Source organism: Pseudomonas sp. CAU 1711 (genome assembly GCF_039888625.1).
GTDB lineage: Bacteria > Pseudomonadota > Gammaproteobacteria > Pseudomonadales > Pseudomonadaceae > Aquipseudomonas.
In genome coordinates, this window is sequence record NZ_JBDQQT010000009.1 from 124515 (window position 1) to 146588 (window position 22074).

The 22074-nt window shown below is 67.5% G+C and carries 22 protein-coding genes; 11 read left to right on the forward strand and 11 right to left on the reverse strand.

Annotated elements, in window-relative coordinates; genetic code table 11:
- Positions 1-70: 70 nt before the first annotated feature.
- Positions 71-508 carry an HIT family protein gene (locus tag AAFN46_RS12055; RefSeq protein ID WP_347808934.1) on the reverse strand — a complete coding sequence of 146 codons (438 nt, stop codon included), beginning with the start codon at positions 506-508 and terminating at the stop codon, positions 71-73.
- A gap of 192 nt (positions 509-700) precedes the next feature.
- Between AAFN46_RS12055 and AAFN46_RS12060 the strand changes: the two genes are divergently transcribed.
- The 5 genes from AAFN46_RS12060 (at position 701) to AAFN46_RS12080 (ending at position 6092) form a co-directional block, all read left to right on the forward strand.
- Positions 701-1930, forward strand: coding sequence for a DUF3422 domain-containing protein (locus tag AAFN46_RS12060; RefSeq protein ID WP_347808935.1), 1230 nt, complete (start codon positions 701-703; stop codon positions 1928-1930).
- 110 nt (positions 1931-2040) lie between these two features.
- Positions 2041-2745 (forward strand): glutathione S-transferase N-terminal domain-containing protein, encoded by a 705-nt coding sequence (locus AAFN46_RS12065; protein WP_347808936.1) that lies wholly within the window; start codon positions 2041-2043, stop codon positions 2743-2745.
- Positions 2738-3877 (forward strand): class C beta-lactamase, encoded by a 1140-nt coding sequence (ampC, locus tag AAFN46_RS12070; protein WP_347808937.1) that lies wholly within the window; start codon positions 2738-2740, stop codon positions 3875-3877. The genes AAFN46_RS12065 and ampC overlap by 8 nt, the downstream gene beginning before the upstream one ends.
- Positions 3878-3989: 112 nt before the next feature.
- Positions 3990-4556, forward strand: coding sequence for a hypothetical protein (locus AAFN46_RS12075; RefSeq protein ID WP_347808938.1), 567 nt, complete (start codon positions 3990-3992; stop codon positions 4554-4556).
- A gap of 93 nt (positions 4557-4649) precedes the next feature.
- On the forward strand, positions 4650-6092 hold the full coding sequence (locus AAFN46_RS12080) for a SulP family inorganic anion transporter (RefSeq protein ID WP_347808939.1): 1443 nt from the start codon (positions 4650-4652) through the stop codon (positions 6090-6092).
- A 42-nt stretch (positions 6093-6134) separates the two neighbouring features.
- On the opposite strand, the gene AAFN46_RS12085 is transcribed toward AAFN46_RS12080, so the two are convergent.
- The 3 genes from AAFN46_RS12085 to AAFN46_RS12095 form a co-directional block, all read right to left on the reverse strand.
- A complete protein-coding gene (locus AAFN46_RS12085; protein WP_347808940.1) occupies positions 6135-7001 on the reverse strand; it encodes a glycosyl transferase in 867 nt (288 codons plus the stop codon).
- A gap of 165 nt (positions 7002-7166) precedes the next feature.
- Positions 7167-7823, reverse strand: coding sequence for a TIGR04211 family SH3 domain-containing protein (locus AAFN46_RS12090; RefSeq protein WP_347808941.1), 657 nt, complete (start codon positions 7821-7823; stop codon positions 7167-7169).
- 714 nt (positions 7824-8537) lie between these two features.
- Positions 8538-8957, reverse strand: a complete 420-nt coding sequence (locus tag AAFN46_RS12095) for a helix-turn-helix domain-containing protein (RefSeq protein ID WP_347808942.1) — start codon at positions 8955-8957, stop codon at positions 8538-8540.
- 82 nt (positions 8958-9039) lie between these two features.
- Between AAFN46_RS12095 and AAFN46_RS12100 the strand changes: the two genes are divergently transcribed.
- From AAFN46_RS12100 to AAFN46_RS12115, 4 genes are all read left to right on the forward strand, one after another.
- The gene (locus tag AAFN46_RS12100) at positions 9040-9537 is read left to right on the forward strand and encodes a DUF2938 family protein (protein ID WP_347808943.1); all 498 of its coding nucleotides are present in this window, start codon (positions 9040-9042) and stop codon (positions 9535-9537) included.
- A gap of 20 nt (positions 9538-9557) precedes the next feature.
- Positions 9558-10157, forward strand: a complete 600-nt coding sequence (locus tag AAFN46_RS12105; RefSeq protein WP_347808944.1) for an NAD(P)H-dependent oxidoreductase — start codon at positions 9558-9560, stop codon at positions 10155-10157.
- Positions 10154-10381: a DUF2798 domain-containing protein gene (locus AAFN46_RS12110; RefSeq protein WP_347808945.1), complete on the forward strand. Its 228-nt coding sequence runs from the start codon at positions 10154-10156 to the stop codon at positions 10379-10381. The genes AAFN46_RS12105 and AAFN46_RS12110 overlap by 4 nt, the downstream gene beginning before the upstream one ends.
- A gap of 79 nt (positions 10382-10460) precedes the next feature.
- On the forward strand, positions 10461-10673 hold the full coding sequence (locus tag AAFN46_RS12115; RefSeq protein WP_347808946.1) for a VF530 family protein: 213 nt from the start codon (positions 10461-10463) through the stop codon (positions 10671-10673).
- Positions 10674-10693: 20 nt separating this feature from the next.
- On the opposite strand, the gene AAFN46_RS12120 is transcribed toward AAFN46_RS12115, so the two are convergent.
- Entirely contained in the window at positions 10694-11437 is a 744-nt protein-coding gene (locus tag AAFN46_RS12120; RefSeq protein ID WP_347808947.1) for a transporter substrate-binding domain-containing protein, read from the reverse strand.
- Between the two features lie 353 nt (positions 11438-11790).
- Here AAFN46_RS12120 and AAFN46_RS12125 point away from each other — a divergent pair, with 353 nt between their 5' ends.
- Positions 11791-12357: a TetR/AcrR family transcriptional regulator gene (locus AAFN46_RS12125; RefSeq protein WP_347808948.1), complete on the forward strand. Its 567-nt coding sequence runs from the start codon at positions 11791-11793 to the stop codon at positions 12355-12357.
- 20 nt (positions 12358-12377) lie between these two features.
- Positions 12378-12665, forward strand: coding sequence for a hypothetical protein (locus AAFN46_RS12130; protein WP_347808949.1), 288 nt, complete (start codon positions 12378-12380; stop codon positions 12663-12665).
- Positions 12666-12812: 147 nt separating this feature from the next.
- Here the strand turns inward: AAFN46_RS12130 and AAFN46_RS12135 are convergent, their stop codons facing one another.
- From AAFN46_RS12135 to AAFN46_RS12160, 6 genes are all read right to left on the reverse strand, one after another.
- The gene (locus AAFN46_RS12135; protein ID WP_347808950.1) at positions 12813-13340 is read right to left on the reverse strand and encodes a DUF3087 family protein; all 528 of its coding nucleotides are present in this window, start codon (positions 13338-13340) and stop codon (positions 12813-12815) included.
- Positions 13341-13422: 82 nt separating this feature from the next.
- Entirely contained in the window at positions 13423-14499 is a 1077-nt protein-coding gene (locus AAFN46_RS12140; protein WP_347808951.1) for a GGDEF domain-containing protein, read from the reverse strand.
- Positions 14500-14685: 186 nt separating this feature from the next.
- Entirely contained in the window at positions 14686-18741 is a 4056-nt protein-coding gene (gene hrpA / locus AAFN46_RS12145) for an ATP-dependent RNA helicase HrpA (RefSeq protein ID WP_347808952.1), read from the reverse strand.
- Between the two features lie 259 nt (positions 18742-19000).
- Positions 19001-19534, reverse strand: coding sequence for a transposase (locus tag AAFN46_RS12150; protein WP_347808953.1), 534 nt, complete (start codon positions 19532-19534; stop codon positions 19001-19003).
- Positions 19535-19840: 306 nt separating this feature from the next.
- Positions 19841-20965, reverse strand: coding sequence for an agmatine deiminase family protein (locus AAFN46_RS12155; protein ID WP_347808954.1), 1125 nt, complete (start codon positions 20963-20965; stop codon positions 19841-19843).
- 15 nt (positions 20966-20980) lie between these two features.
- Positions 20981-22072 (reverse strand): extracellular solute-binding protein, encoded by a 1092-nt coding sequence (locus AAFN46_RS12160; RefSeq protein WP_347808955.1) that lies wholly within the window; start codon positions 22070-22072, stop codon positions 20981-20983.
- Positions 22073-22074: the final 2 nt, after the last annotated feature.

A 22074-nucleotide genomic window follows, 5' to 3' on the forward strand; every position in this document is an offset into this window, starting at 1 on the left:
CCGCGCCCTGCCAGGGGAGCGCGGCGTTTTCTTGAGCGAGCGGCCTGCGGCCCTGGCCGGGCCGGCGCGATCAGCCTTCGATGCGCTTGACCAACCGCGCCTGCAGCGCCTCGAGCTGCTCGGTATCGCCCGGCCTGGAGGCATGGATACCCAGCGCCTCGCCCTCGTAGCGCGGCACTATGTGCATGTGGATGTGGAACACCGTCTGCCCGGCCGGGGCGCCGTTGAACTGCGCCACCTGCACGCCGGCCGGCTGCAGTTCGTCGACCACCGCCTGGGTCAGCTTGCGCACCACGCTCATCAGCTTGGCCAGGTTGGCGTCGTCGATCTCCAGGATATTGCGCGCCTCGACCTTCTTCGGAATCACCAGGCAGTGGCCATAGGACTGCGGAAACAGGTCGAGGAAGGCGAGCGCGTCCTCGTCCTCGTACAGCTTGTAGCAAGGGGCCTCGCCACGAATGATCTTGGCGAAGATGTTCTGCGGGTCGTACTGGCCGTGCAGGCTCATGGGGTTCTCCCTGGGGTCCGTTCTCGTTGCGTTGGCTGCCGAAGGCGCGCGTGCAGCACCATACCGGCTCGGCGCACGCCTGCACATTCCCTTGCCACGCCGGCGGGGCGAAATGTCGCAAGCGCCGTGGTGACCAGACAGTCGCGCTACCGCGTCATTGCCTCCATCCCCACTGCCAGGCGAAGAGTCCCTATGCACCCTCTGCGCGTCTCCCTGCACAACGAACTGCACTCGCGCCCCTCCATCTACTTCAGCGAACCGGCCAACGTGCATCACCTGGCCTTCTTCGACCCGGAAGAATCCTGCTCGGTGCTGGTCGGCCAGCTGGAACGCCTGGCCGACGACCGCCTGGGCAGCAACAGCGCCCAGGGCCTGCTGCGGCTCGCCAGGGCGACCCTCAAGTGGGAGCGTCACGGCGAGTTCTTCACCCTCACCCTGGTGCAGCCACGGCAGGCCGACGACCCGCTGTGGCGCGCCTGGCCGGACGACCTGGAAGCCCTGCTGGAGCCGCACCGCGAACGCCTGATCTGCGCCACCCAGCTGCTGGTGGACGCGGCCGACAACTGGCGCGAAGGTCCAGCCCGCTGCGGCTTCAAGGACCCCGCCGCCTCGCACCTGGGCGGCGGCGACGCCACCGCCTGGTCGGACTTCCGCCTCGACGAGCGCGGCGTCAACCGCCTACTTCTGGTCAATCACGGGCTCAACGCCTACCGTCTGGGGCGCATGGTGCGCCGCCTGCTGGAGATCGAGACCTACCGCATGATGGCCTCGCTGAGCCTGCCGGTGGCGCAGCAGGTCAACCAGGAGCTGAAGGACTACGACCGCGAACTGGACCGCCTCTCCGAGTGCAATGCCGACGGCCGTGGCAGTGCCCGCGAGCTGTCCGCCGAGCTGGCCCGGTTGTCGGCGCGCATCGTGCGCTGCAACGCGCGCACCCGCCAGCGCTTCGGCGCCGTCACCGCCTACGCGCAACTGGTCGGCGAGCGCATCGCCGAGCTGCGCGAGAGCCATGTCGAGGGCTGCCAGCGCCTGGGCGTGTTCATCGAGCGGCGTTTCCGCCCCACGGTGCGCTACTGCCTGGCCACCGACCAGCGCCTGAACCGCCTGGCGCAGAGCGTCGGTCACCTCAGCGACCTGCTGCAGGTACGGGTGCAGGGCGAAGTCGAGGAACAGAACTCGGCCATCCTGCACAGCCTCAACGCCCGCGCCGACACCCAGATCAAGATCCAGAAGGCGGTCGAGGGCCTGTCGATCATCGCCATCAGCTACTACCTGCTGAGCCTGTTCAAGCTGCTCTACCAGGGCCTGCACAGCCTCGGTCTGGAGCTGTCGGAGCGCACCGCGCTGCTGACCCTGGGGCCGCTGGCCCTGCTGATACTGGTCGGGGTGATGCGGCGCATCCGCCGGGCGCGCCGGCACTGAGGCGAATCGGCCCGGTCGATGGGCACTAGCAAGCCTATCGATTGTCGTACTGCCGCGCGGCCGTGTTCAGATACGGCCTCGCAGCCCTTCTCAGCGATCAAGGAAGCCCCATGACCGACCTCTCCGCCTTCCCCATCACCCGCAAGTGGCCCGCCACCCAGCCCGAGCGCCTGCAGCTGTATTCGCTGCCCACGCCCAACGGCGTCAAGGTGTCGATCATGCTGGAGGAGATCGGCCTGGCCTATGAGCCGCACCTGGTCAGCTTCGACAGCAACGATCAGTTCAGCCCCGAGTTCCTCTCGCTCAACCCGAACAACAAGATCCCGGCGATCCTCGACCCCAACGGGCCGAATGGCGAGCCGCTGGCCCTGTTCGAGTCCGGCGCCATTCTCCTCTACCTGGCCGAGAAGAGCGGCCAGCTGCTGCCACAGGACCCCGCCGCGCGCTACCAGGCCATCCAGTGGCTGATGCTGCAGATGGGCGGCATCGGCCCGATGTTCGGCCAGCTCGGCTTCTTCCATAAGTTCGCCGGACGGGAGTACGAGGACAAGCGTCCGCGCGACCGCTATGTCGCCGAGTCCGCGCGCCTGCTCGGCGTGCTCGACCGGCACTTGGAAGGCCGCCAGTGGATCATGGGCAACGAGTACAGCATCGCCGACATCGCCACCTTCCCCTGGGTGCGCAACCTGGTCGGCTTCTACGAGGCCGGCGAACTGGTGCAGTTCGAGCGTTTCGCCAATGTGAGCCGCGTGCTCGACACTTTCCTCACCCGCCCGGCGGTGCAGCGTGGCCTGAGGATTCCCGGCCATGGCTAAGCTGCGCGGACTCTTGGCCAGCGCCCTGGCGTTGGCCGCGGCCGCTGCTAGCGGCGCCCCGGCGGACGAACTGCAGGCCAGGGTGGACGCGGTGATCCGGCCGCTGATGGCCGAGCACGACATACCCGGCATGGCCGTCGCCATCAGCCTCGACGGCCAGCCGCAGCACTTCAGCTACGGCGTCGCCTCGCGCGAGAGCGGGCAGGCGGTGACGCCGCACACGCTGTTCGAGATCGGCTCGCTGAGCAAGACCTTCACCGCCACCCTCGCCGCCTACGCCCAGGCACGGGGACGGCTCGAGCTGAGCGACCCGGCCGGCCGCCATCTGCCGGCGCTGCGCGACAGCCCGCTCGGGCACATCAGCCTGCTGCAGCTCGGCACCTACACCGGCAGCGACCTGCCGCTGCAGTTCCCCGCCGAGGTCGACGACGAGGCGCGCATGCTCGCCTACTACCACAGCTGGCAGCCGCCAGAGGGTTCCGGCGAGCGGCGCCGCTACTCCAACCCGAGCATCGGCCTGCTCGGCCTGCTCGGCGCGCGCAGCCTCGGCCGGCCCTTCCCCGAGCTGCTGGAGAACGAGCTGTTCCCCAAGCTCGGCCTGACGCACAGCTACATAAGGGTGCCGGCGGCGCAGATGGGTCTCTACGCCCAGGGCTACGACCGCGACGACCGCCCCGTGCGGGTCAACCCCGGCATGCTGGATGCCGAGGCCTACGGGGTGAAGAGCGACGCCAGCGACATGCTCCGCTTCGTCGCCGCCAACCTAGATGCCGGCGCCCTGGAGCCGGCCCTGCGCGAGGCCATCGAGACCACTCAGCGCGGCTACTACCAGGTCGGCGAAATGACCCAGGGCCTGGGCTGGGAGCGCTACCCCTATCCAATAACGACGGAGCGCCTGCTGGCCGGCAACTCGTCGGCCATGGCCCTGGAGGCGCAGCCCGCCAGGCGCATCGAGCCGGCACTGGCGCCCACGGCCCAGATGCTGCTCAACAAGACCGGCTCCACAAACGGCTTCGGCGCCTACGCCCTGTTCATCCCGGCCCGCCAGGTCGGCATCGTGCTGCTGGCCAACCGCAACTACCCCAATGCCGCCCGTGTGCAGGCGGCGCTGCAACTGCTGGACGCGCTGTGACACCGACGGCGGGCCGCCAACGCGGCTCGCCGCTCGGCAAGCGGTAGATGCAGGCGGGCGCGACTGCGGGTATCTTCTGCGCCCACCCGTTCCAATCGAACCGCCCCACGCCATGAGCCGTACCCTTCTGCGCACTACCCTACTCTGCCTCGGCATCCTCTGCGCCAGCCCCAGCCTCGCCAGGGTCGAGGTCGAGTCCGGCGTGCAGCAGCCGCTCGGCCGCGTGCTGGTGGCCAAGGTCTCCGAGGACATCGCCCCCGGCGACTACGAGGCGCTGCTCAAGGGCCTGCGCGCCCACCCCGGCAAGTTCGCGCGCAAGATCCTGCTGCTCGACAGCATCGGCGGCAGCACCGTCGAGGCCATGCGCATGGGCCGCCTGCTGCGCGAGACCGGCTTCGACGTGCTGATACCGAGCAACGCTGTGTGCCAGGGCAGCTGCGTCTACCTGCTGGCCGCCGGGCGCAAGCGCAACGTGCGCGGCCATGTGGCCATCCACCGCCCGCACTACCCGGCCGGCGAGTCGGCCCAGGCGCGCCTGGCTGGCATGCCCCACGACACCGCCGGCTACCTGCGCGAGATGGGCGTGGCGCCCGACCTGGCCAGCGACATGCAGGCCATCGCGCCGCAGCGCATGAAACTGCTCGGCCCGCAGGAGCTGGCGCGTTACCGCCTGTACTGAAGCGCTGGCCCCGGGGGCATCGATTGCGTACCATCGCCCCCCCTAAAATCCGCAGCACAGGGCCGGCGCCTGCCGCCCCGCCTCAGGTAGCCCATGAAAATCGCACGCCTGCGCGCCGACATCCTGGCCGGCCTCACCTCGTCCTTCGCCCTGGTGCCCGAGTGCATCGCCTTCGCCCTGGTGGCCCAGCTCAACCCGCTGATGGGCCTGTACGGCGCCTTCATCATCTGCACCCTCACCGCCCTGTTCGGCGGCCGTCCGGGGATGATCTCCGGCGCCGCCGGCTCCATGGCGGTGGTGATCGTCGCCCTGGTGGTGCAGCACGGCGCCCAGTACCTGCTGGCCACCGTGCTGCTCGGCGGCCTGCTGATGGTGCTGTTCGGCGTGCTGCGCCTGGGCAAGCTGGTGCGCATGGTGCCGCACCCGGTGATGCTCGGCTTCGTCAACGGCCTGGCCATCGTCATCGCCCTGTCGCAGCTGGAGCACTTCCATGCCGACGGCGGCTGGCTGGCTGGCGCGCCGCTGTACTGGATGCTCGGCCTGGTGGCCCTGACCATGGCGGTGGTCTACCTGCTGCCCAGACTGACCCGCGCGGTGCCGCCGGCGCTGGTGGCGATCCTCGGTGTCGGCCTGCTGGTCTACCTGCTCGAGCTGCCGACCCGCACCCTCGGCGACATGGCGCACATCGCCGGCGGCCTGCCGCAGTTCGCCATCCCGGACATCCCCTGGACCCTGGAGACCCTGCACATCATCGCCCCCTACGCGGTGCTGATGGCCCTGGTCGGCCTGCTGGAAACCCTGCTGACGCTGAACCTCACCGACGAGATCACCCAGAGCCGCGGCCACACCAACCGCGAGTGCGTGGCCCTGGGCGCGGCCAACATGGTGTCCGGCGCGTTCGGCGGCATGGGCGGCTGCGCCATGATCGGGCAGACCGTGATCAACTTGAGTTCCGGCGGCCGTGGCCGCCTGTCCGGGGTGGTCAGCGGGGTGATGATCCTGCTGTTCGTGCTGTTCCTCTCGCCGCTGATCGAACTGATCCCGCTGGCGGCGCTGGTCGGCGTGATGTTCGTGGTGGCGCAGCAGACCTTCGCCTGGGCCTCGCTGCGCGTGCTCGGCAAGGTGCCGGTCAGCGACGCGCTGGTGATCGCCGCCGTGACCGCCATCACCGTGTTCACCGACCTGGCCACCGCCGTACTCTGCGGCATCGTCATCGCCGCGCTGAACTTCGCCTGGCACCACGCCCGCGAACTGTACGCCGACAGCGACCTGCAGGCCGACGGCAGCAAGCTGTACCGCGCCCACGGCACCCTGTTCTTCGCCAGCACCACGCCCTTCCTCAACCAGTTCGACGTGGCCGCCGACCCGGCCCAGGTGACCCTGGACTGCCGCCACCTGAGCTTCGTCGACTACTCGGCCATCGCCGCGCTGAAGACCCTGCGCGAACGCTACGAACGCGCCGGCAAGCACCTGCGCGTGGTGCACCTGTCCGAGCGCTGCAAGCAGCTGCTCAAGCGCGCCGGCGCCCACGACTGAGGCGCAGAAACGACTGCGGCGCCCTCGGGCGCCGCTTGCGTGTCAGGCCTTGGCCTTCTTGCGGAACAGGCGCTTCCACCAGCGCTTGGGCCGGGTCACGGAATTGCCGGTATAGGTCTTCTGCGAGTACTTGGGGAAGTCGCCGAAGACCTGCGGCATGCGGTAGTTGTCCAGGCTGTAGCCGGCGTCCAGCGCCTCCTGGTACAGGCGCTCGAACAGCGCCTGCAGGTCCTGCCGCGGGTGCTCCATCACGGTGCCGTCGAACCAGTGCTTGCGGCCTTCGCGCTCCAGCCGGGCGAAGGCGAGCTTGTGCGAGAACTGGGTGCCCATGTCCGAATAGTGGAGGATCTTGATCCGCTCGATCGGGGTGTTCTCGCCGTCGATATTGTTGTACTGGGTATCGAACGGCTGGATCACCTCGGTGTGCTTCTTGTAGTACTTCTTCAGCTGCTGGTGGATCTCCGGCTTGCCGCGCAGATCCTCGATGGGCGGCAGGTGTTTCTTGGCTTCGGCGCAATCCCACATGGACACGCAGAAGCGCCAGGACTGCTCGCCGCCCTTGGCCATCACCACCTTGCCCGGCTCGAAGGGCTTGTTCCAGATTTCCGCCAGGTCACACAGCACCATCACGTCGGTGTCCATGTAGATGGCCCTGCCCTGGTAATCGCAGAAGGCCGGGATGCCCCAGCGGAAGGCGGAGAACGGCGTGGTCCAGGCCTCGGTGCGCCAGCCCTGCTGCTGCTCGGGGTTGGAATGCCAGAAGCTCTGCGGATCGCGCGACAGCTGCATCCAGTGGATCTCCACCGGCTGCGAGCAATGCTTACGGATGCTGTAGTCCAGCACCATCATCTGTTCCAGGTCGCAATCGTTCGGATCGCAGCCCACGAATACGCGGATCGTCTCCGGCATAACCCTCTCCCTTGTCTCGGCAGTCGTCGCACCGCCCCGAAAAGCCGGCATGATAGCGCCAAGCCCCGGCAAATGCCGCATCCACCGGGCGGTCACTCGGCCCCTGTCCGAGGTGCCTGAGTCAGGCTGGGGCGGAGCGAATCCGAGAGTATGCGTCGCCGCGATTCAGACCCAGCCGTCGTTGCGCTTGCGCTTGACCCGTAGCAGCGTCGGCAGGATCAACCCGAAGACCAGCCCGGCGCCGGCGATGCTGCCGCCGTAGACCATGTAGCGCATCAGCACCTGCTTGTTCTCCTCGCCCAGCTGCGCCTGCGCCTCGCGCAGGTCGGCCTGGGCCAGGGTGAGCTGGCCGTTCAGTTCGGTGCGCGAGGCCTGCAGCTCGTCGATCAGCGCCTTGCGCGTATCCAGGGTCTCCTGCATGCCCTGCACGCGCTCCTTCCAGGTATCGTCGATGCCCTTGAGCTGCGCGCCGAGCTCGGCCACCTGCTGCTCCAGCTGCGGCAGGCGCTCGGCCTGGCCGGGCACGGCCTGCAGGTCGCGGGTGGGTATCCACACGCTGTCGCCACTCTCGCTGCGCACCTGGCTGTAGTCGCCCTGGGTGCGCAGCAACTCGACCCTCTGCCCCGAACTCAGGGTGCCGACGATGCGATAACCGTCGGTGGGGCCGCTGCGCACATAGGTCGCCAGGTTGTCGCTGACCCAGCGCGCCTCCGCGGCACTGGTCCAGGGCGCCCATAGCGAGCCCAACAGGCAGGCCGCCAGCGCGGGAAAGCGGAAGGAGGAAAGGGAAAGGGAGAGGGAAAACGACAGGGAAACGGGCATGGGCGATCTTCACAAATTCGGGGAAACGAGACCCGCAACACGGGCATGATGGCCGCCGGCCAGCTCGCACGCAGGGTGGCCGACCGACTGCCGAATGACTCCTCCGTGGCGGCGGAGTTCATCCAATCGCCCTCCCCGAGCGCCTCGCTGTGCGCCGGCGCACCCTTCGAGACAGCCGGCTGTAACTTCGCTACGTTTCGGTCTCCTGACAGGACTCGTTACGAGTGGCTTAGAGGTTCTCTTGACGCTTCGCGGGCTTTTGTAGGGTGGACTCGCCGCAGGCAGTCCACCGCAGTGGGTGGTGTACTGCCCTGCGGGCGAGTACACCCTACTGCGTAACAACGCGCTGTCGGGCAGAGCAAAACGCCCCTTCAGGATGGTGAGCGGAATCGTTGTGCGGCATGAATGCTGCAAGAGGCGCGATGGGTTAAGGGGTGGCCCTATGACGGGGTAAGCGCTTTGGGTTGCTTTTCGGGACCGGCCATCCGGCGACTGGAGAAAGCGGCCTGCCCAGCAGGGCAGAACCACTGCTAACAAGCAGCGAGAAATGCGGCTCGGCACAAAACCCACGGTTTCCAAAACGTAGGGTGGATAACGCCGCTCGCGGCTTATCCACCGGCAGCCACCAGGGTGGGCAACGATACGCGGTTGCCCACCCTACGGTTCTTTGATCGCGTCTGAACCCCGCACAGCCTCGAAAACCACGCAAGGGACTCAGCGACCCTTCTTCCTCCCCATCTTGCGCTCATGCGCCCCCGCCGCCGCGGCCTTGAGCAGGCGCTGAAAGGTCGGGCACTCGGCATAGCTCGGCGCCGGACAGGCTGCCGCATGCCGCAGCCCCCGGCTCATGGCGCGCAGGCGCTTGATGCTGGCGTCGATCTCGTCGGCCTTGGCCAGCAGCGCCTGGCGGTCGATGTTCGGCTCGCCGTTGCTGGTGAGCATGCTGCGGATCTCCTCCAGGCTGAACCCGGCGGACTGGCCGAGTGAGATCAGCGCCAGCTGGTCGAGAATCTGCGGGCCGAAGCGGCGTCGCTCGCCCTGCTGGTTGAGCACCCGCACCAGGCCCTTCTCCTCGTAGAAGCGCAGCGTGGATGCCGGCAGACCGGAGCGTTTGGCGACTTCGGCGATGTCCATGCGAATACCCCTTGACCTCAAGTTCACTTGAACTTGTAGCCTCACATCGAACCCCCTGTTGGTCAACCCGAGTGAGGCCGCCATGAACCCGTTACTGCACAACCTTCTGCTGACTGTCGCCATCGGCGCCGGCGCCACCCTGGTGATGGACGCCTGGCTGCTACTGCTGCAACGCCTGGGTGTGCCGACCCTGAGCTTCGCCTTTATCGGCCGCTGGGTCGGCCACCTGCTGCGCGGCCGGGTCCGCCACGCCGCCATCGCCAAGGCCGCGCCGGTTCGTGGCGAGCTGGCCCTGGGCTGGGTCACCCATTACCTCACCGGCATGGTCTTCGCCGCGCTGCTGCTGGCCCTCGCCGGCCTGCCCTGGGCGCGCCAGCCGACGCTGCTGCCGGCGCTGGCGCTGGGCCTGGCCACAGTGGCCGTGCCGCTGCTGCTGATCCAGCCGGCGATGGGCGCCGGCCTCGCCTCGCGCAACACGCCCACGCCGCTGCGCAACTGCCTGCGCAGCCTGGCCAACCACGGCGTGTTCGGCCTCGGTCTGTACCTGGCCGCCAGCCTGATCGCACCCCTGAGCGTCTGACCCCAACAGGAGTACCCCTGATGAAAAGCGTCGCCATCCTCTACCACAGCGCCCACGGCCATACCGAACATATCGCCCAGTGCATCCGCGAAGGCCTGAGCGGCCTCGCCGGCATCCAGGCCGAGCTGCTGCAGGCCCAGCAGCTGGCCGCCGCGCCCGACGAACTGCTGCACCATGACGGCCTGATCCTCGGCTCGCCGACCTACCTGGGCGGGGTCTCGGCGCCGCTCAAGGCGGCGATGGACGCCACCGGCGGGCTGTGGCGCAGCCAGCGCCTGCGCGGGCGCCTGGCCGCCGGCTTCACCGTGTCGGCGCTGCCGGCCGGCGACAAACAGTCCACCCTGCTGTCGATGTTCACCTTCTGCATGCAGCACGGCATGCTCTGGGTCGGCAACCCGATCCTGCCCGAACAGCATCTGGGCGTGCCCTACGAGGAGGCCGCCAACCGCCTCGGCTCCTGGTCCGGGCTGATGGCCCAGGCGGACAAGGCCTCACCCGGCCACGCCTTCGTCCCGGGCGATATCAAGACCGCGCGAATGTTCGGCCGGCACTTCGGCGAGACCCTGCTGCGCCTACATGCCGGCACCAGCGTGGCCCAACAGCTGGAGCACGCCCGATGATCCCGGCCAGATTTGCCCCGGCGCTGTTCGCCCTGATTCTCTCCGGGCTGATGTCGCTGCTGGTCTCGGGCATCGCCACCCTGCGTACCGGCGGACTGGTGCCGCAGTTCGCACAGCTCTGGCTGGGCGCCTGGCTGACGGCCTGGCTGTTCGCCTTCCCCAGCGTGCTGCTGGTAGCGCCGCTGACCCAGCGGCTGGTCAGGAGGCTGGTGGCGGGCAAGTGATCGCTCATCGCGCATGCCCCTCTCCCGTAAACCGGAGAGGGGCGTTACAGTGCCCGTCCCTGAACCCGAGCCCGACCCGATGAGCAACGATCCCCTGCATGGCCTGACGCTGAAAGCCATCCTCCAGGCCCTGGTCGACAAGCACGGCTGGGAGCGCCTCGGCCAGCTCATCGCCATCCGCTGCTTCCAGCACGAGCCGAGCATCGAGTCGAGCCTGAAGTTCCTGCGCAAGACACCCTGGGCGCGGGAGAAGGTCGAGGCGCTCTACCTCAAGGACATCGCTCGCCGCTGAGGCGAGACGCCGACCCGCCGTCAGCGGTATCGCGCCAGTATCGCCTGCCAGTCGCCATCCTCATCCAGACCACGCAGGACGAGGCTGAGGAAATCGAAGAGAGCCCTGTCGTGACGCGGCACCAGCACGCGGCGGGCGTAACGATCGTGAGGCTGCGGCGAGCGGTAGAGGGTGTCGCCCAGGCCCTCGAAGGTGGCCAGGTAATCCAGGGTCGAGCGGCTGACGATGCCGACGTCGACCCGCCCCTTCAGCACCATCTGCAGGACTTCGCGTTCGCCCACGGTGTTCCTGCGCGCCACCTTGCCCTGCGCCACCATCTGGTCGATGCCGAAGTAGGTGAAGCCGAGGACCCCGCCCAGGCTCTTGCCGACGAGCGACTCGGGGCCCTGGTAGTCGAAGGCGGTGGCGGCACGCGAGACGATTTCGTCCTGGTCCTGGTACATCGGCGGTGTCCACAGGTACTTCTCTTCGTCCTTGTCGCGGAACCACGCGGGGCTGACGCCGAGCAGCACCCCGTCGAGCTCGCCCTGCTCCAGCTCGTGCTCGATGCGGTTGCGCGGCTGGTACAGGGTGCGGAAGTGGTAGGCATCGCCCTTGCCGTTGAGGAAGTCGGCGAAGTCGTAATAGAGCCCGCGCTCGCTGGGCAGGTCGACTATGAACGGGGGCTTGAGATGGTAGACGTACAGCGTCACCACGCGGGGCTCGGCAGCCTGAGACAGGGCACAGAACGACAGTAGCCAAACGGCGATCAGGTACTTTCTCATTGCCCTCACGATCCCGACATCCACCCCGAGTCTAATCGGAGATTGACCGGCCGACATCACGGCCCGGATGAGAGGCGCCGGATAGGGTGACTCAGGCTTGCGTGGCGAACCAGGCGGCGACCACGGCCGGCCCGCCGCGCTGAGCCGCTCCCTGCCACCCTCCGACAGGCGGATACGGCAGATGACCGAACACGCCAGAGCGGCCGCTAAGACTGCGCAGACCTCCCCGCCATTCACGGGCCTGCGCCAGGCGGCCCATGCGTACCGCGCCGTGCATTTGACATCTAGGACAGTTGACCTAATATTTCGAGCACTCTAGGTCAAACGTCCTAACCCGCCACGGAGAATGCCCCATGGCCGCAAATTCCACCCGCGAGCAGATCGTCAGCGCGGCCGACGAGCTGTTCTATCAGCGCGGCTACGAACACACCTCCTTCGCCGACATTGCCGCGGCGGTGAACCTCTCGCGCGGCAACTTCTATTATCACTTCAAGACCAAGGACGACATTCTCGCTGCGGTGATCGCGCGGCGCCTGGACAACACCCGGGCGCTGCTCGAAGGCTGGCAGACCGAGACGCCGGAGCCGGCGGCGCGCATCCGCTGCTTCATACGGATACTGATCATGAACCGGGCCAAGATCATCCTGTACGGCTGCCCGGTGGGCACCCTCTGCAGCGAGCTGGCCAAGCTCGAGCATCCCGCCCAGACCGACGCCGGGCGCCTGTTCGGCCTGTTTCGGCAATGGCTTGCCGGCCAGTTCGAGCGACTCGGCCGCGCTGCCGATGCCGACGCCCTGGCCATGCACCTGCTGGCGCGCAGCCAGGGCATCGCCACCCTGGCCAGCACCTTTCGCGACGAAGACTTCATCCGCCAGGAGGTCGAGCTGCTGGACGCCTGGCTGCAGTGCCAAATCCACTGACCCCGAGGGAGAACCACACCATGTTCATCGTCATGCTGCGCTTCGCCGCCAACAAGGCACTGGCCGGGCAATTCATGGAAGGCCACAAGAGCTGGATCAGGCAGGGCTTCGCCGACGGCGTGTTCCTGCTCACCGGCAGCCTGCTGCCCGGCGTGGGCGGAGGCATCCTGGCGCACAACAGCAGCCTGGAGGCCCTGCACGCCCGGGTCGAAGCGGACCCCTTCGTCGCCGAAGGCGTGGTCGATGCCGAGATTATCGAACTCAGCCCCGCACTGGCCGACGAACGCCTGCAGTTCCTCGTCGGCTGAGCCAGGCCCACGGGCGGGGCTAATGCCAGTCACGCAAGAGACGATTGAGCGCGATCAATCCCCTCTCCTCTCTGGGGAGAGGGGAAAACGACAGCTCCTAGCTTTACGCGGGCCACCGCAGCATTACGCACGCGGGACCGCCGCCCATCACGGCTTGAACTGCTTCACCGCCTCCAGCCAGGCCGGGTCGAGGTGCAGTTGCTGCACCTCCAGCCCCCGCGCCTGCATGGCCTCGCGATGGGCGTCGATCTCGCGCAGCGTCTGGCTCAGTTCGCTGCTGTTGCCGTCCAGCTGGAGCATCTGGGTCAGGCCCAGATGGTAGAAGCGCAGCAGCTTCATCGCGCTCTCGTCGCCCGCCGCCACGCCGGCCTTGACGTGGTGCATGACGTTGGTGACGCGCATCAGGCTGCGCTTGAGGTTCCAGCCGTACACCGCCGCCGCCATCAGGGGCCGCGACCACAGCTGCTGGCGCACCAGGGCGACGGTCAGGCCCAGGCCGAGCAGCACGCCGAGCAGGTTCCACTTGAAGTTGTCGCCGCCCGGGCTACCCAGCAGCTGGGTACTGGCGGTGGAACAGAGCATGGCCAGCGCCAGGAAGATGGCGATGACCACGAAGGTGCTGCGGCGGGTCTGCTGGCGATAGAGCTCGGGGCTCATGGGCTGGATCTGGAACATGACTAATCCGGGTGGAGGCGAAGGGACGACAACATGCCGGATCGATCCGCCGCCGTCGAGCCTGGCCCGGTGACAAGCCTTGTCAGAGCGCCTCGACCCGGTCGCGTCCCTCGGCCTTGGCCCGGTACAGCGCACGGTCGGCGCGATCGAGCATGCTCTGCGGGCTGTCGTCGCGACGAAACTGGGTGACACCGAAGCTGGCCGTGCGGCTGTTCACGGTGTCGAAGGCGAACTGGCGAATGCGTTGCTGCAAGGTGTAGGCGACGGCCATGGCCTGCGCGGCGTCGCTCTGCGGCAGCAGGACGACGAACTCCTCGCCGCCCAGGCGGCCCACCTTGTCGACGGCGCGAACACTGCTGCGCAGCAGGCGGGCGAACTCGCGCAGCACGTTGTCACCGACAGCGTGGCCGTGGCAGTCGTTGACGCTCTTGAAGTGATCGATATCGATCATGATCAGCGAGAAGGGCGTGGCGTAACGCTGGGCGCGGGCGATCTCCTCGGCGAGCAGGCGCTCGCTGCAGGCACGGTTCCACAACCCGGTGAGACCATCGAGATTGGCGTTCAGCACCAGCTGGTTCTGGTGCAGGAAGGTGACTTTGTAGGCTCTCTCCAGCACGAAGGCGCTCAGCAGGCCGAAGGACAGCGAGGCCAGTATCCAGCCCAGATGCAGCAGCTTCGCACCGGGCGGTAGTGCCTCGCCCAGGGTCGCCAGCAGGAGCAGCAGGGTGGCCACCCCGGCCGTCAGGGTGGCCTGGAGCAGCGCCAGGCCGGAGACGGTGAAGATCCACATCAGGCAGAGGTAGATCTCCGGCAGGAAGTAGGCGAAGTCGGCATTGCCGCAGTTGAATGCCAGGTTGGCGATGACCGCGCCGACCGGCGCCGCACAGAGCAGCCTGATCATGTGCTCGTACCAGGCCTCGAAGTAACTCATCACCCCGACGGTCAGCAGCGAAAGCGGCACCAGCAGGCCATGCGCCAGCAGCCGCAGGCCGAGATGATCCTGCGCCACGTGCTGTTCGATGGCGGTGTAGACGAAGTACAGCAGCATGGTCAGGAAGGCGACGGCACGGATCTGTGGCAGCTTGGCCTGGCGATACCAGCGGGAGAACTCCAGGCGCGTGGAGGCCGGCTGTCCGCGCAGCGGGTCCATGGACCGCATCAGCCTCTCACTCCAACCCAACAGCCTACTCCCACTCGGTTCGTGGCCCATGCCGACGCCGGCATGATGCTTCGGACGCGCCCGGCCAGCCGCAGGGCACGCCGCAAGGATAACCCGCCGCGCCCCGGCCAGCGTGGCCCACTCGAGCGCGGCCCCCGCTCAGGCCCGGCGACCCGCTGCCTCGGGTCAGGCTTCCACCTGGCTCCACTGCTTGCTCAGGCGTTTGTCCGACACCGCCATTTTCGTGCCCAGCTGCTGGGCGAACAGCGACACGCGGTATTCCTCCAGCATCCAGCGATACAGCACCAGCTCGGCGTCGCGCTTGCCTTCCTGGGCGTGCTTGGCGGCGCGCGCCTGGTATTGCTCCCAGGCGGCGGTGAGCTCGCCGGTCCACACGCGGTCGCGCTGCAGCTGGCCGCCGATCTTGTCGAAACGCTGCTCGATGGCCTTCAGATAACGCGGGATTTCCTTCAGCCACTCGCCGGGGGTCTCGCGCACGAAGCCGGGATAGACCAGGTTGGCCAGCTGCTGCTTGATGTCGTTGAGGGCCATGGCCTGGGCCAGGTCGATCTTGCCCTTGAAGCGCTTGTGCAGGCCGTGGGCGAGCTTGAGGATGTCCAGGGTCAGCCTGGCGATGCGTTCGGCGTGCGCCGTCCAGTCGCCACGCTTTTTCTCGGCCAGGGCGGCCAGGGCCGCGCCATCGCGCGGCAGGCTGGCCTCGCCTTCGAGGATGCAGGCGTCCAGGCTGGCCAGCAGGATGTCCTCGACCAGCGCCTCGGGGCGGCCCAGCTCGCGGTACAGCAGGCCCAGCTCGGTGAGGCCCGGCAGCTTGCCGCGCAGATACTTGGCGGGCTCGGCCAGCTGTTGCAACAGCAGCCTCTGCAGCGCGCGGCGGTGCTGGAAGTCGGCCTCGGCCTGGGTCGGGAAGCGCCCTTCCTTGACCACGCCAGCCTCTTCCACCAGCGCCGGGAAAACGGTCATGGACAGGCCGGCGATCTTCTGCTGGGTCTTCTCGGCGACCTGGGCGAAGGCCTTGGCCTCGACGGGCTTCTGCTCCTGCTTCTGCTGCGGGATGGCCAGGGCGGCCTGGCTGGCCTCGGCGAAGCGCGCGCACAGTTCGGAAAGAATGCGGCCCTCGCCGAGGAACTTGCCGCGCGCATCGACCACCTCGATGTTCATCTTCAGGTGATTTTCCAGCTGCGCGGCCGCCTCTTCCCAGGCCTCCTCGGGCACGCGCGCGCCGGTCATGCGGGTCAGCTCGCGGCTCAGCGACTCGGGCAGCGAGCCCTGGCCGAAGGCGATCTTCGACAGGGCCGCGCCGACGAAGTCCGGCACCGGCACGAAGTTCTTGCGAATGGCCTTGGGCAGGCCGCGCACCAGGGCGATGGCCTTGGCCTCGATCAGGCCCGGCACCAGCCATTCGAGACGCTCGGCCGGCAGTTGCGGCAGCAGCGGCGCGGGCACGCGCAGGGTCACGCCGTCGCGCGGATGATTGGGCTCGAAGTGGTAGGAGAGCGGCAGTTGCAACTCGCCGAGCTGGAGGATGTCCGGGTACTGGGCGGCGGTGACTTCGCAGGCCGAGCGCGCCAGCACGTCTTCCTCGCGCATGATCAGCAGCTGCGGGTTGTTCTGGCTCTCGCTCTTGTACCAGTGCTCGAAGGTCGCCGCCTGGTGGATCTCCTGCGGGATGCGCGCCTCGTAGTAGCCGTACAACGTCTCTTCATCCGCCAGGATATCGCGGCGGCGGGCCTTGGCCTCCAGCTCGTCGAGGCGCTCCAGCAGCTCGCGGTTGGCCGCCAGGCACTTGGCGCGGCTGTTGATCTCGCCGCGCACCAGGCCCTCGCGGATGAACAGCTCGCGCGCGGCCACCGGGTCGACCGGGCCGTAATGCACCGGGCGGCGGCCGACCACGATCAGGCCGTAGAGGGTGACCTGCTCGAAGGCCACCACCTGGCCACGGCGCTTCTCCCAGTGCGGCTCGAAGTGATTCTTCTTGATCAGGTGGCCGGCCAGCGGCTCGATCCACTCCGGCTCGATCTTGGCCACCATGCGCGCGAACAGCTTGGTGGTCTCGACCAGTTCGGCGCTCATCAGCCAGCTCGGCTTCTTGCGCCCCAGCACCGACGAGGGATGCACCCAGAAACGCCGCTGCCGGGCGCCGAGGTAGTCGCCGTCCTCGCTCTTCTGGCCGATCTGGCTGAGCAGGCCGGACAGGATCGCCTTGTGCACCGCCGCGTAGTTCCTGGCGCGCCGCGCCGCCTCGCCGGCCTCGGCCTGCTCGCGGACGACGGCGTTGACCCTGGTGTCGGTGGTCGGCTGCAGACCTTGCGCAGGTCGGCCTTTCTGAGCTGGCTTGGTGGTGGGCTGCCCTGCGGGCGAGACCACCCTACGACTATCCTCCGACTTGCTCGCCGACAGCTGCAGCTCGCGGACGATCAGCACCAGCTGGCGGTGCGCATCGCGCCACTCGCGCAGGCGCAGGTAATTCAGGAAGTTCTTCTTGCACCAGTTGCGCAACGGATTGCTGCCCAGCTCCTGGCGCTTCTCCTCGAAGCCGCGCCACAGGTTGATCAGCGCGGCGAAGTCGGAGTCGACGTCCTTCCACTGCGCGTGGGCCTGGTCGGCCGCCTGCTGGCGGTCCATCGGCCGCTCGCGTGGGTCCTGCACGGACAGCGCCGAGGCGACTATCAGAATCTCGTCGAGGCTGCCAAGCTTGGCCGCCTCCAGCACCATGCGGCCCAGGCGCGGGTCGATCGGCAGGCGCGCCAGCTGGCGGCCGATGGGCGTGAGCTGGCCCTCGCGATTGACCGCCGAGAGCTCCTGCAACAGGGTGAAGCCGTCGCTGATGGCCTTGCCATCCGGCGGCTCGATGAAGGGGAAGTCCTCGATGCTGCCCAGGCGCAGATGCAGCATCTGCAGGATCACCGCCGCCAGGTTGGTGCGCAGGATTTCCGGATCGGTGAACTCGGGGCGGCCGAGGAAATCCGCCTCGCTGTACAGGCGGATGCAGATGCCCGGCTCGACCCGGCCGCAGCGGCCCTTGCGCTGGTTGGCGCTGGCCTGGGAGATGGCCTCGATGGGCAGGCGCTGGACCTTGGCGCGGTAGCTGTAGCGGCTGATCCTGGCCGTGCCCGAGTCGATCACATAGCGGATGCCCGGCACGGTCAGCGAGGTCTCGGCCACGTTGGTGGCCAGCACTATCTTGCGCGCGCTCATCGGGGCGAAGATCTTCTGCTGTTCGGCCGGGGTCAGCCGCGCGTATAGCGGCAGCACCTCGGTGAAGCGCAGGTTGGCCTTGCGCAGCACCTCGGCGGCCTCGCGTATCTCGCGCTCGCCGGGGAGGAACACCAGCACGTCGCCGGGGCGCTTGCCCTCGGCCTTCTCATGCGCGGCGATCTCGTCCAGCGCGGCAAGAATGCCCTGGTCGACGGTCAGGTCGTCGAACAGGCGCTCGCCCTCCTCGTCCAGCTCCGCGGCCAGCGGGCGGTACCAGGTCTCCACCGGGTAGGTGCGCCCGGACACCTCGATAATCGGCGCATCGTTGAAGTGCTTAGAGAAGCGCTGCAGATCGATGGTCGCCGAGGTGATGATCAGCTTCAGATCGGGGCGGCGCGGCAGCAGGGTCTTGAGATAGCCCAGGAGGAAGTCGATGTTCAGCGAACGCTCGTGGGCCTCGTCGACGATGATGGTGTCGTACTTTTCCAGGAAACGGTCGTGCTGGGTCTCGGCCAGCAGGATGCCGTCGGTCATCAGCTTGATCAGGCTGCGCTCGTTGGACTGATCCTCGAAGCGCACCTGGTAGCCGACCAGCTCGCCCAGCGGTGAGCCGATCTCCTCGGCCACCCGGGTGGCCACGCTGCGCGCGGCCAGGCGGCGCGGCTGGGTGTGGCCGATCAGGCCGTGCACGCCACGGCCCAGCTCCAGGCAGATCTTCGGCAGCTGGGTGGTCTTGCCCGAACCGGTCTCGCCGGCGATCACCAGCACCTGGTGTTTTTCCAGCGCGGCCTTGATCTCGTCGCGCTTGGCGGCGATCGGCAGGGCGTCGTCGTAGCGCAGCGCCGGAATGCTCCGCCGGCGCGCCTCGACCCTGGCGCAGGATGCCTGGAAGCGCTCCAGCCACTGCGCCAGCCTGGCCTCGTCCGGTTTCTTCTGCAACTCGTGCAGCTGGCGGCGCAGGCGGTGACGGTCGGCCTGCATGGCCTGGTCGAGGTTGTTCAGCAGGGAGGCGTGGTTATCGGTCATCGGGCGGGAACAGGCGCGGTTACGGCAAGGCGGCGATTGTCGCAGCCCGGCCCCGGCTTGCCCAGCCCGCGCGGGGGGGCGGGTTGGCCGGCGAGGCCATATCGCCCAGGTGGTGGTGCAGATGCGCCAGAGCGACGCTCTGGCTCGGTGTACTGCCTGCGGCGAGTACACCCTACGCGCAGATCAACACCGTGCCGTAGGGTGGATTCGGCGCGCAGCGACAATCCACCAACCCGATGGCTTTCACCAACCAGGCGACTCAATCGTCGTAGGCGATAGTCGATGGACCGAGCCCGCCACCCCAATCGACCGGATAGACGCCATCCCGCACCGCCCGCTGAAAGGTCGAATAGGGCCAATCCTCGACTCGTTCGACCAGCCCATGCTTGACCGGATTGAAGTGGAGATAGTCCAAGTGCGCGCGCAGGTCGACTTCGTCACGGATCAGATGTTCCCAATAGCGCCGCTGCCAGATGCCGTGCTCGCCTCTGCTGCGATTGAGCGCAGAGCGTTGCTCCACGGGTGGTAGGCCACGGGAGAAGATCAGCTTGATCAGGCGCCAGCGCAGCGCGAAATTCGAGTCTGCATCCGGCAGTTCGATCACGCAGTGCAGATGATCGGGCAACACCACCCAGCCATGAATGTGAAACGGATGAGCAGCACGCACGGTGTGTACGGCCGTGCGCAGCAACTCGACATGCCGCACCAGCAGATCGTTGCCCTGGCGCCGACGCAGCGTATGAGTAACGAAGTAGGTACCACCGGGGCACCAGAGGCGGCGGTATTGCGGCATTAATCGTCATCCTTGACGAGAGAGGTGGCCCATCAGCCTAGCGCCCTTCTTGAAGTCGTGGTGGTTTGGTGTACTGCCTGCGGCGAGTACACCCTACGCGCAGGTCGACACCGCCCGTAGGGTGGATTCGGAGCGTAGCGACAATCCACCAAACAGGCCGCTGGGGCTGCAGGTGCCTGGTTGGTGTACTGCCTGCGGCGAGTACACCCTACTCCCAAGCCAACACCTTCCGTAGGGTGGATTCGGAGCGTAGCGACAATCCACCAACCGCGCCATTTGATGAGGCCAATCTCGCAACCGGCCGGATCACACGCGCGGCATGTGCTTGCTCACGCAATGGATGCCGCCCCCGCCGGCGGCGATCGGGTCGATATTGACCTGCACCACGCTACGCCCCGGATAGAGTTTGGCGAGCAGGTCCTTGCAGTACTTGTCCGCCGCCGCGTCGCCGAACTGCGGGGCGATCACCGCGCCGTTGATCGGCAGGTAGTTGATGTAGCCGGGGGCGAAGTCCGGGTTGTTGCGGGTGTAGACGTTGTTGCGAAGCTTGAGGGGCGGCGGCAGGGTATGCACCTCCAGCCTGCGGCCGTCGGCGTCGGTGGCGTTCTGCAGGATCTGCAGGTGGGTGCGGGTCACGGCATGGTCGTAGGACTGGGGGTCGTTATCCAGGTTGGCGATGACCACGCCCGGCCTGACGAAGCGCGCGTAGAAGTCGACGTGGGCGTCGGTGATGTCCTTGCCCTTGATTCCGGGCAGCCAGATGATCTTGCGCAGGCCGAGATTGGCCTTCAGCTCGGCCTCGATCTGCGCGCGGCTCATGCCCGGGTTGCGGTTGCCGTTGACCCAGCAGCTCTCGGTGATGATCGCCGTGCCGTGGCCGTCCACCTCGATGCCGCCGCCCTCGCCCACCAGCGGGCTGGCGATATAGCTGGCGTCCAGCTCATAGCTCAGGGTGTCGGCCACCAGGGTGTCGCGGGCATGCGCCTGCTTGTTGCCCCAACCGTTGAAGTTGAAGTCGACCAGGCCACTCCCGCCCTGGCCGTCGACCACGAAGCAGCCGCCGTAGTCGCGCACCCAGACGTCATCCAGCGGCATGGTCAGAAAAGTGATATTGCGCGTGCCGCACTTCTGCCGGGCCTGACTTAGCTGGTTGGCGCGGCACAGTACGGTCACCGGCTGGTACTGGGCGATGGTCCTGGCCAGCAGGGCGATGCAGTCGTTGACCGGTGTGGCCCAGTCGCGCCAGATCGCCGTGGAGGCGGCGAACGCGAGGATCATCCGCTCCTGCGCAGCGTGCTCGTCGGGCATGTACCAGTTGCCGGCCAGGGCCGCCCGCGCGCGCGGCGCGCCGACGCCCAGGCCGAGAGAAGTGACGGCGCCGAGACCGGCGGCCAGGGTCAGGTGTTTCATGAAATCGCGGCGTGTAGACATCGTGGTCCCTCCTGCTCAGTGACTGGCGGTCTTGAAACGGGTCCAGGCGCGCATGCGTGCGCGCATGTCGCGCTGGGGGATGTCCTTGCCGGGGATCAGCCGCGCGTAGGTGGCCTCGTCGACATAGATATCCGGGTTGTTGCGCATGTCGGCGTCGACCATCGGCCGCGCCTTGGCGCTGGAGGTCGGGTAGCCGGTGAAGTTACTGATCGCCGCCATGTTCTGCGGCCGCATGACGAAGTTGATGAAGGCGTAGGCATGCTCCGGATGCTTGGCATCCACCGGGATGGCCATGGTGTCCATCCACACCGTGGTGCCCTCGCGCGGGATGTGGAAGCGGAAGTTCGCCGGCTTGCCGGCATCGCTGGCGGCGCGCTGGGCCTGGGTGAAATCGCCGCTGTAACCGAGCGACAGACACAGGTTGCCATTGACCAGATCGGTGACCGGCTGCGACTGGAACTTGCGAATGTAGGGCTTGATCGCCAGCAACAGCTCGCTGGCGGCCTTCAGATCCTCGGGCGCGGCGCTGCGCGGCGAGCGGCCGAGGTAGTTGAGCACCACGGCCATGACCTCGTCGGGCGAGTCGATCATGGAGATGCCGCAGTCGGCGAACCGGGCCGCGTTCTCCGGCTTGAACAGCAGGTCCAGGCTGTTCACCGGCGCGCCTTGCATGCGCTTGCCGATCGCCTCGGCGTTGTAGGTGATGCCGATGCTGCCCCAGGTATAGGGCACGGTGGCGTGGCGCGAATAGGGATACTGGGTCTGCAAGGTGCGCAGGCCGGGCTCGATATCGCCCAGGTGCTGCAGCTTGTTCGGGTCGAGCTTCTGCAGCGCTCCGGCACGCATCAGCCGCTCGGCCACGGTGTCGCCGGGGAAGATCAGGTCGTAGCCGCTGTTGCCGGCCATCATCTTGGCCTCCAGCGTCTCGCTGCCGTCCATGACGTCGTAGATCACCTTGATCCCTGTCTCCTCGGTGAAGCGGGCCAGGGTGTCTTCGGCGAAGTAGTCGGCCCAGTTGTACAGGCGCAGGGTCTTGTCTTCGCCGGCCGCGGCCTGGGCGCAGCCCAGCGCCAGGGCGGCGAACAGCAAGGTCTTCTTCTTGTTCATGG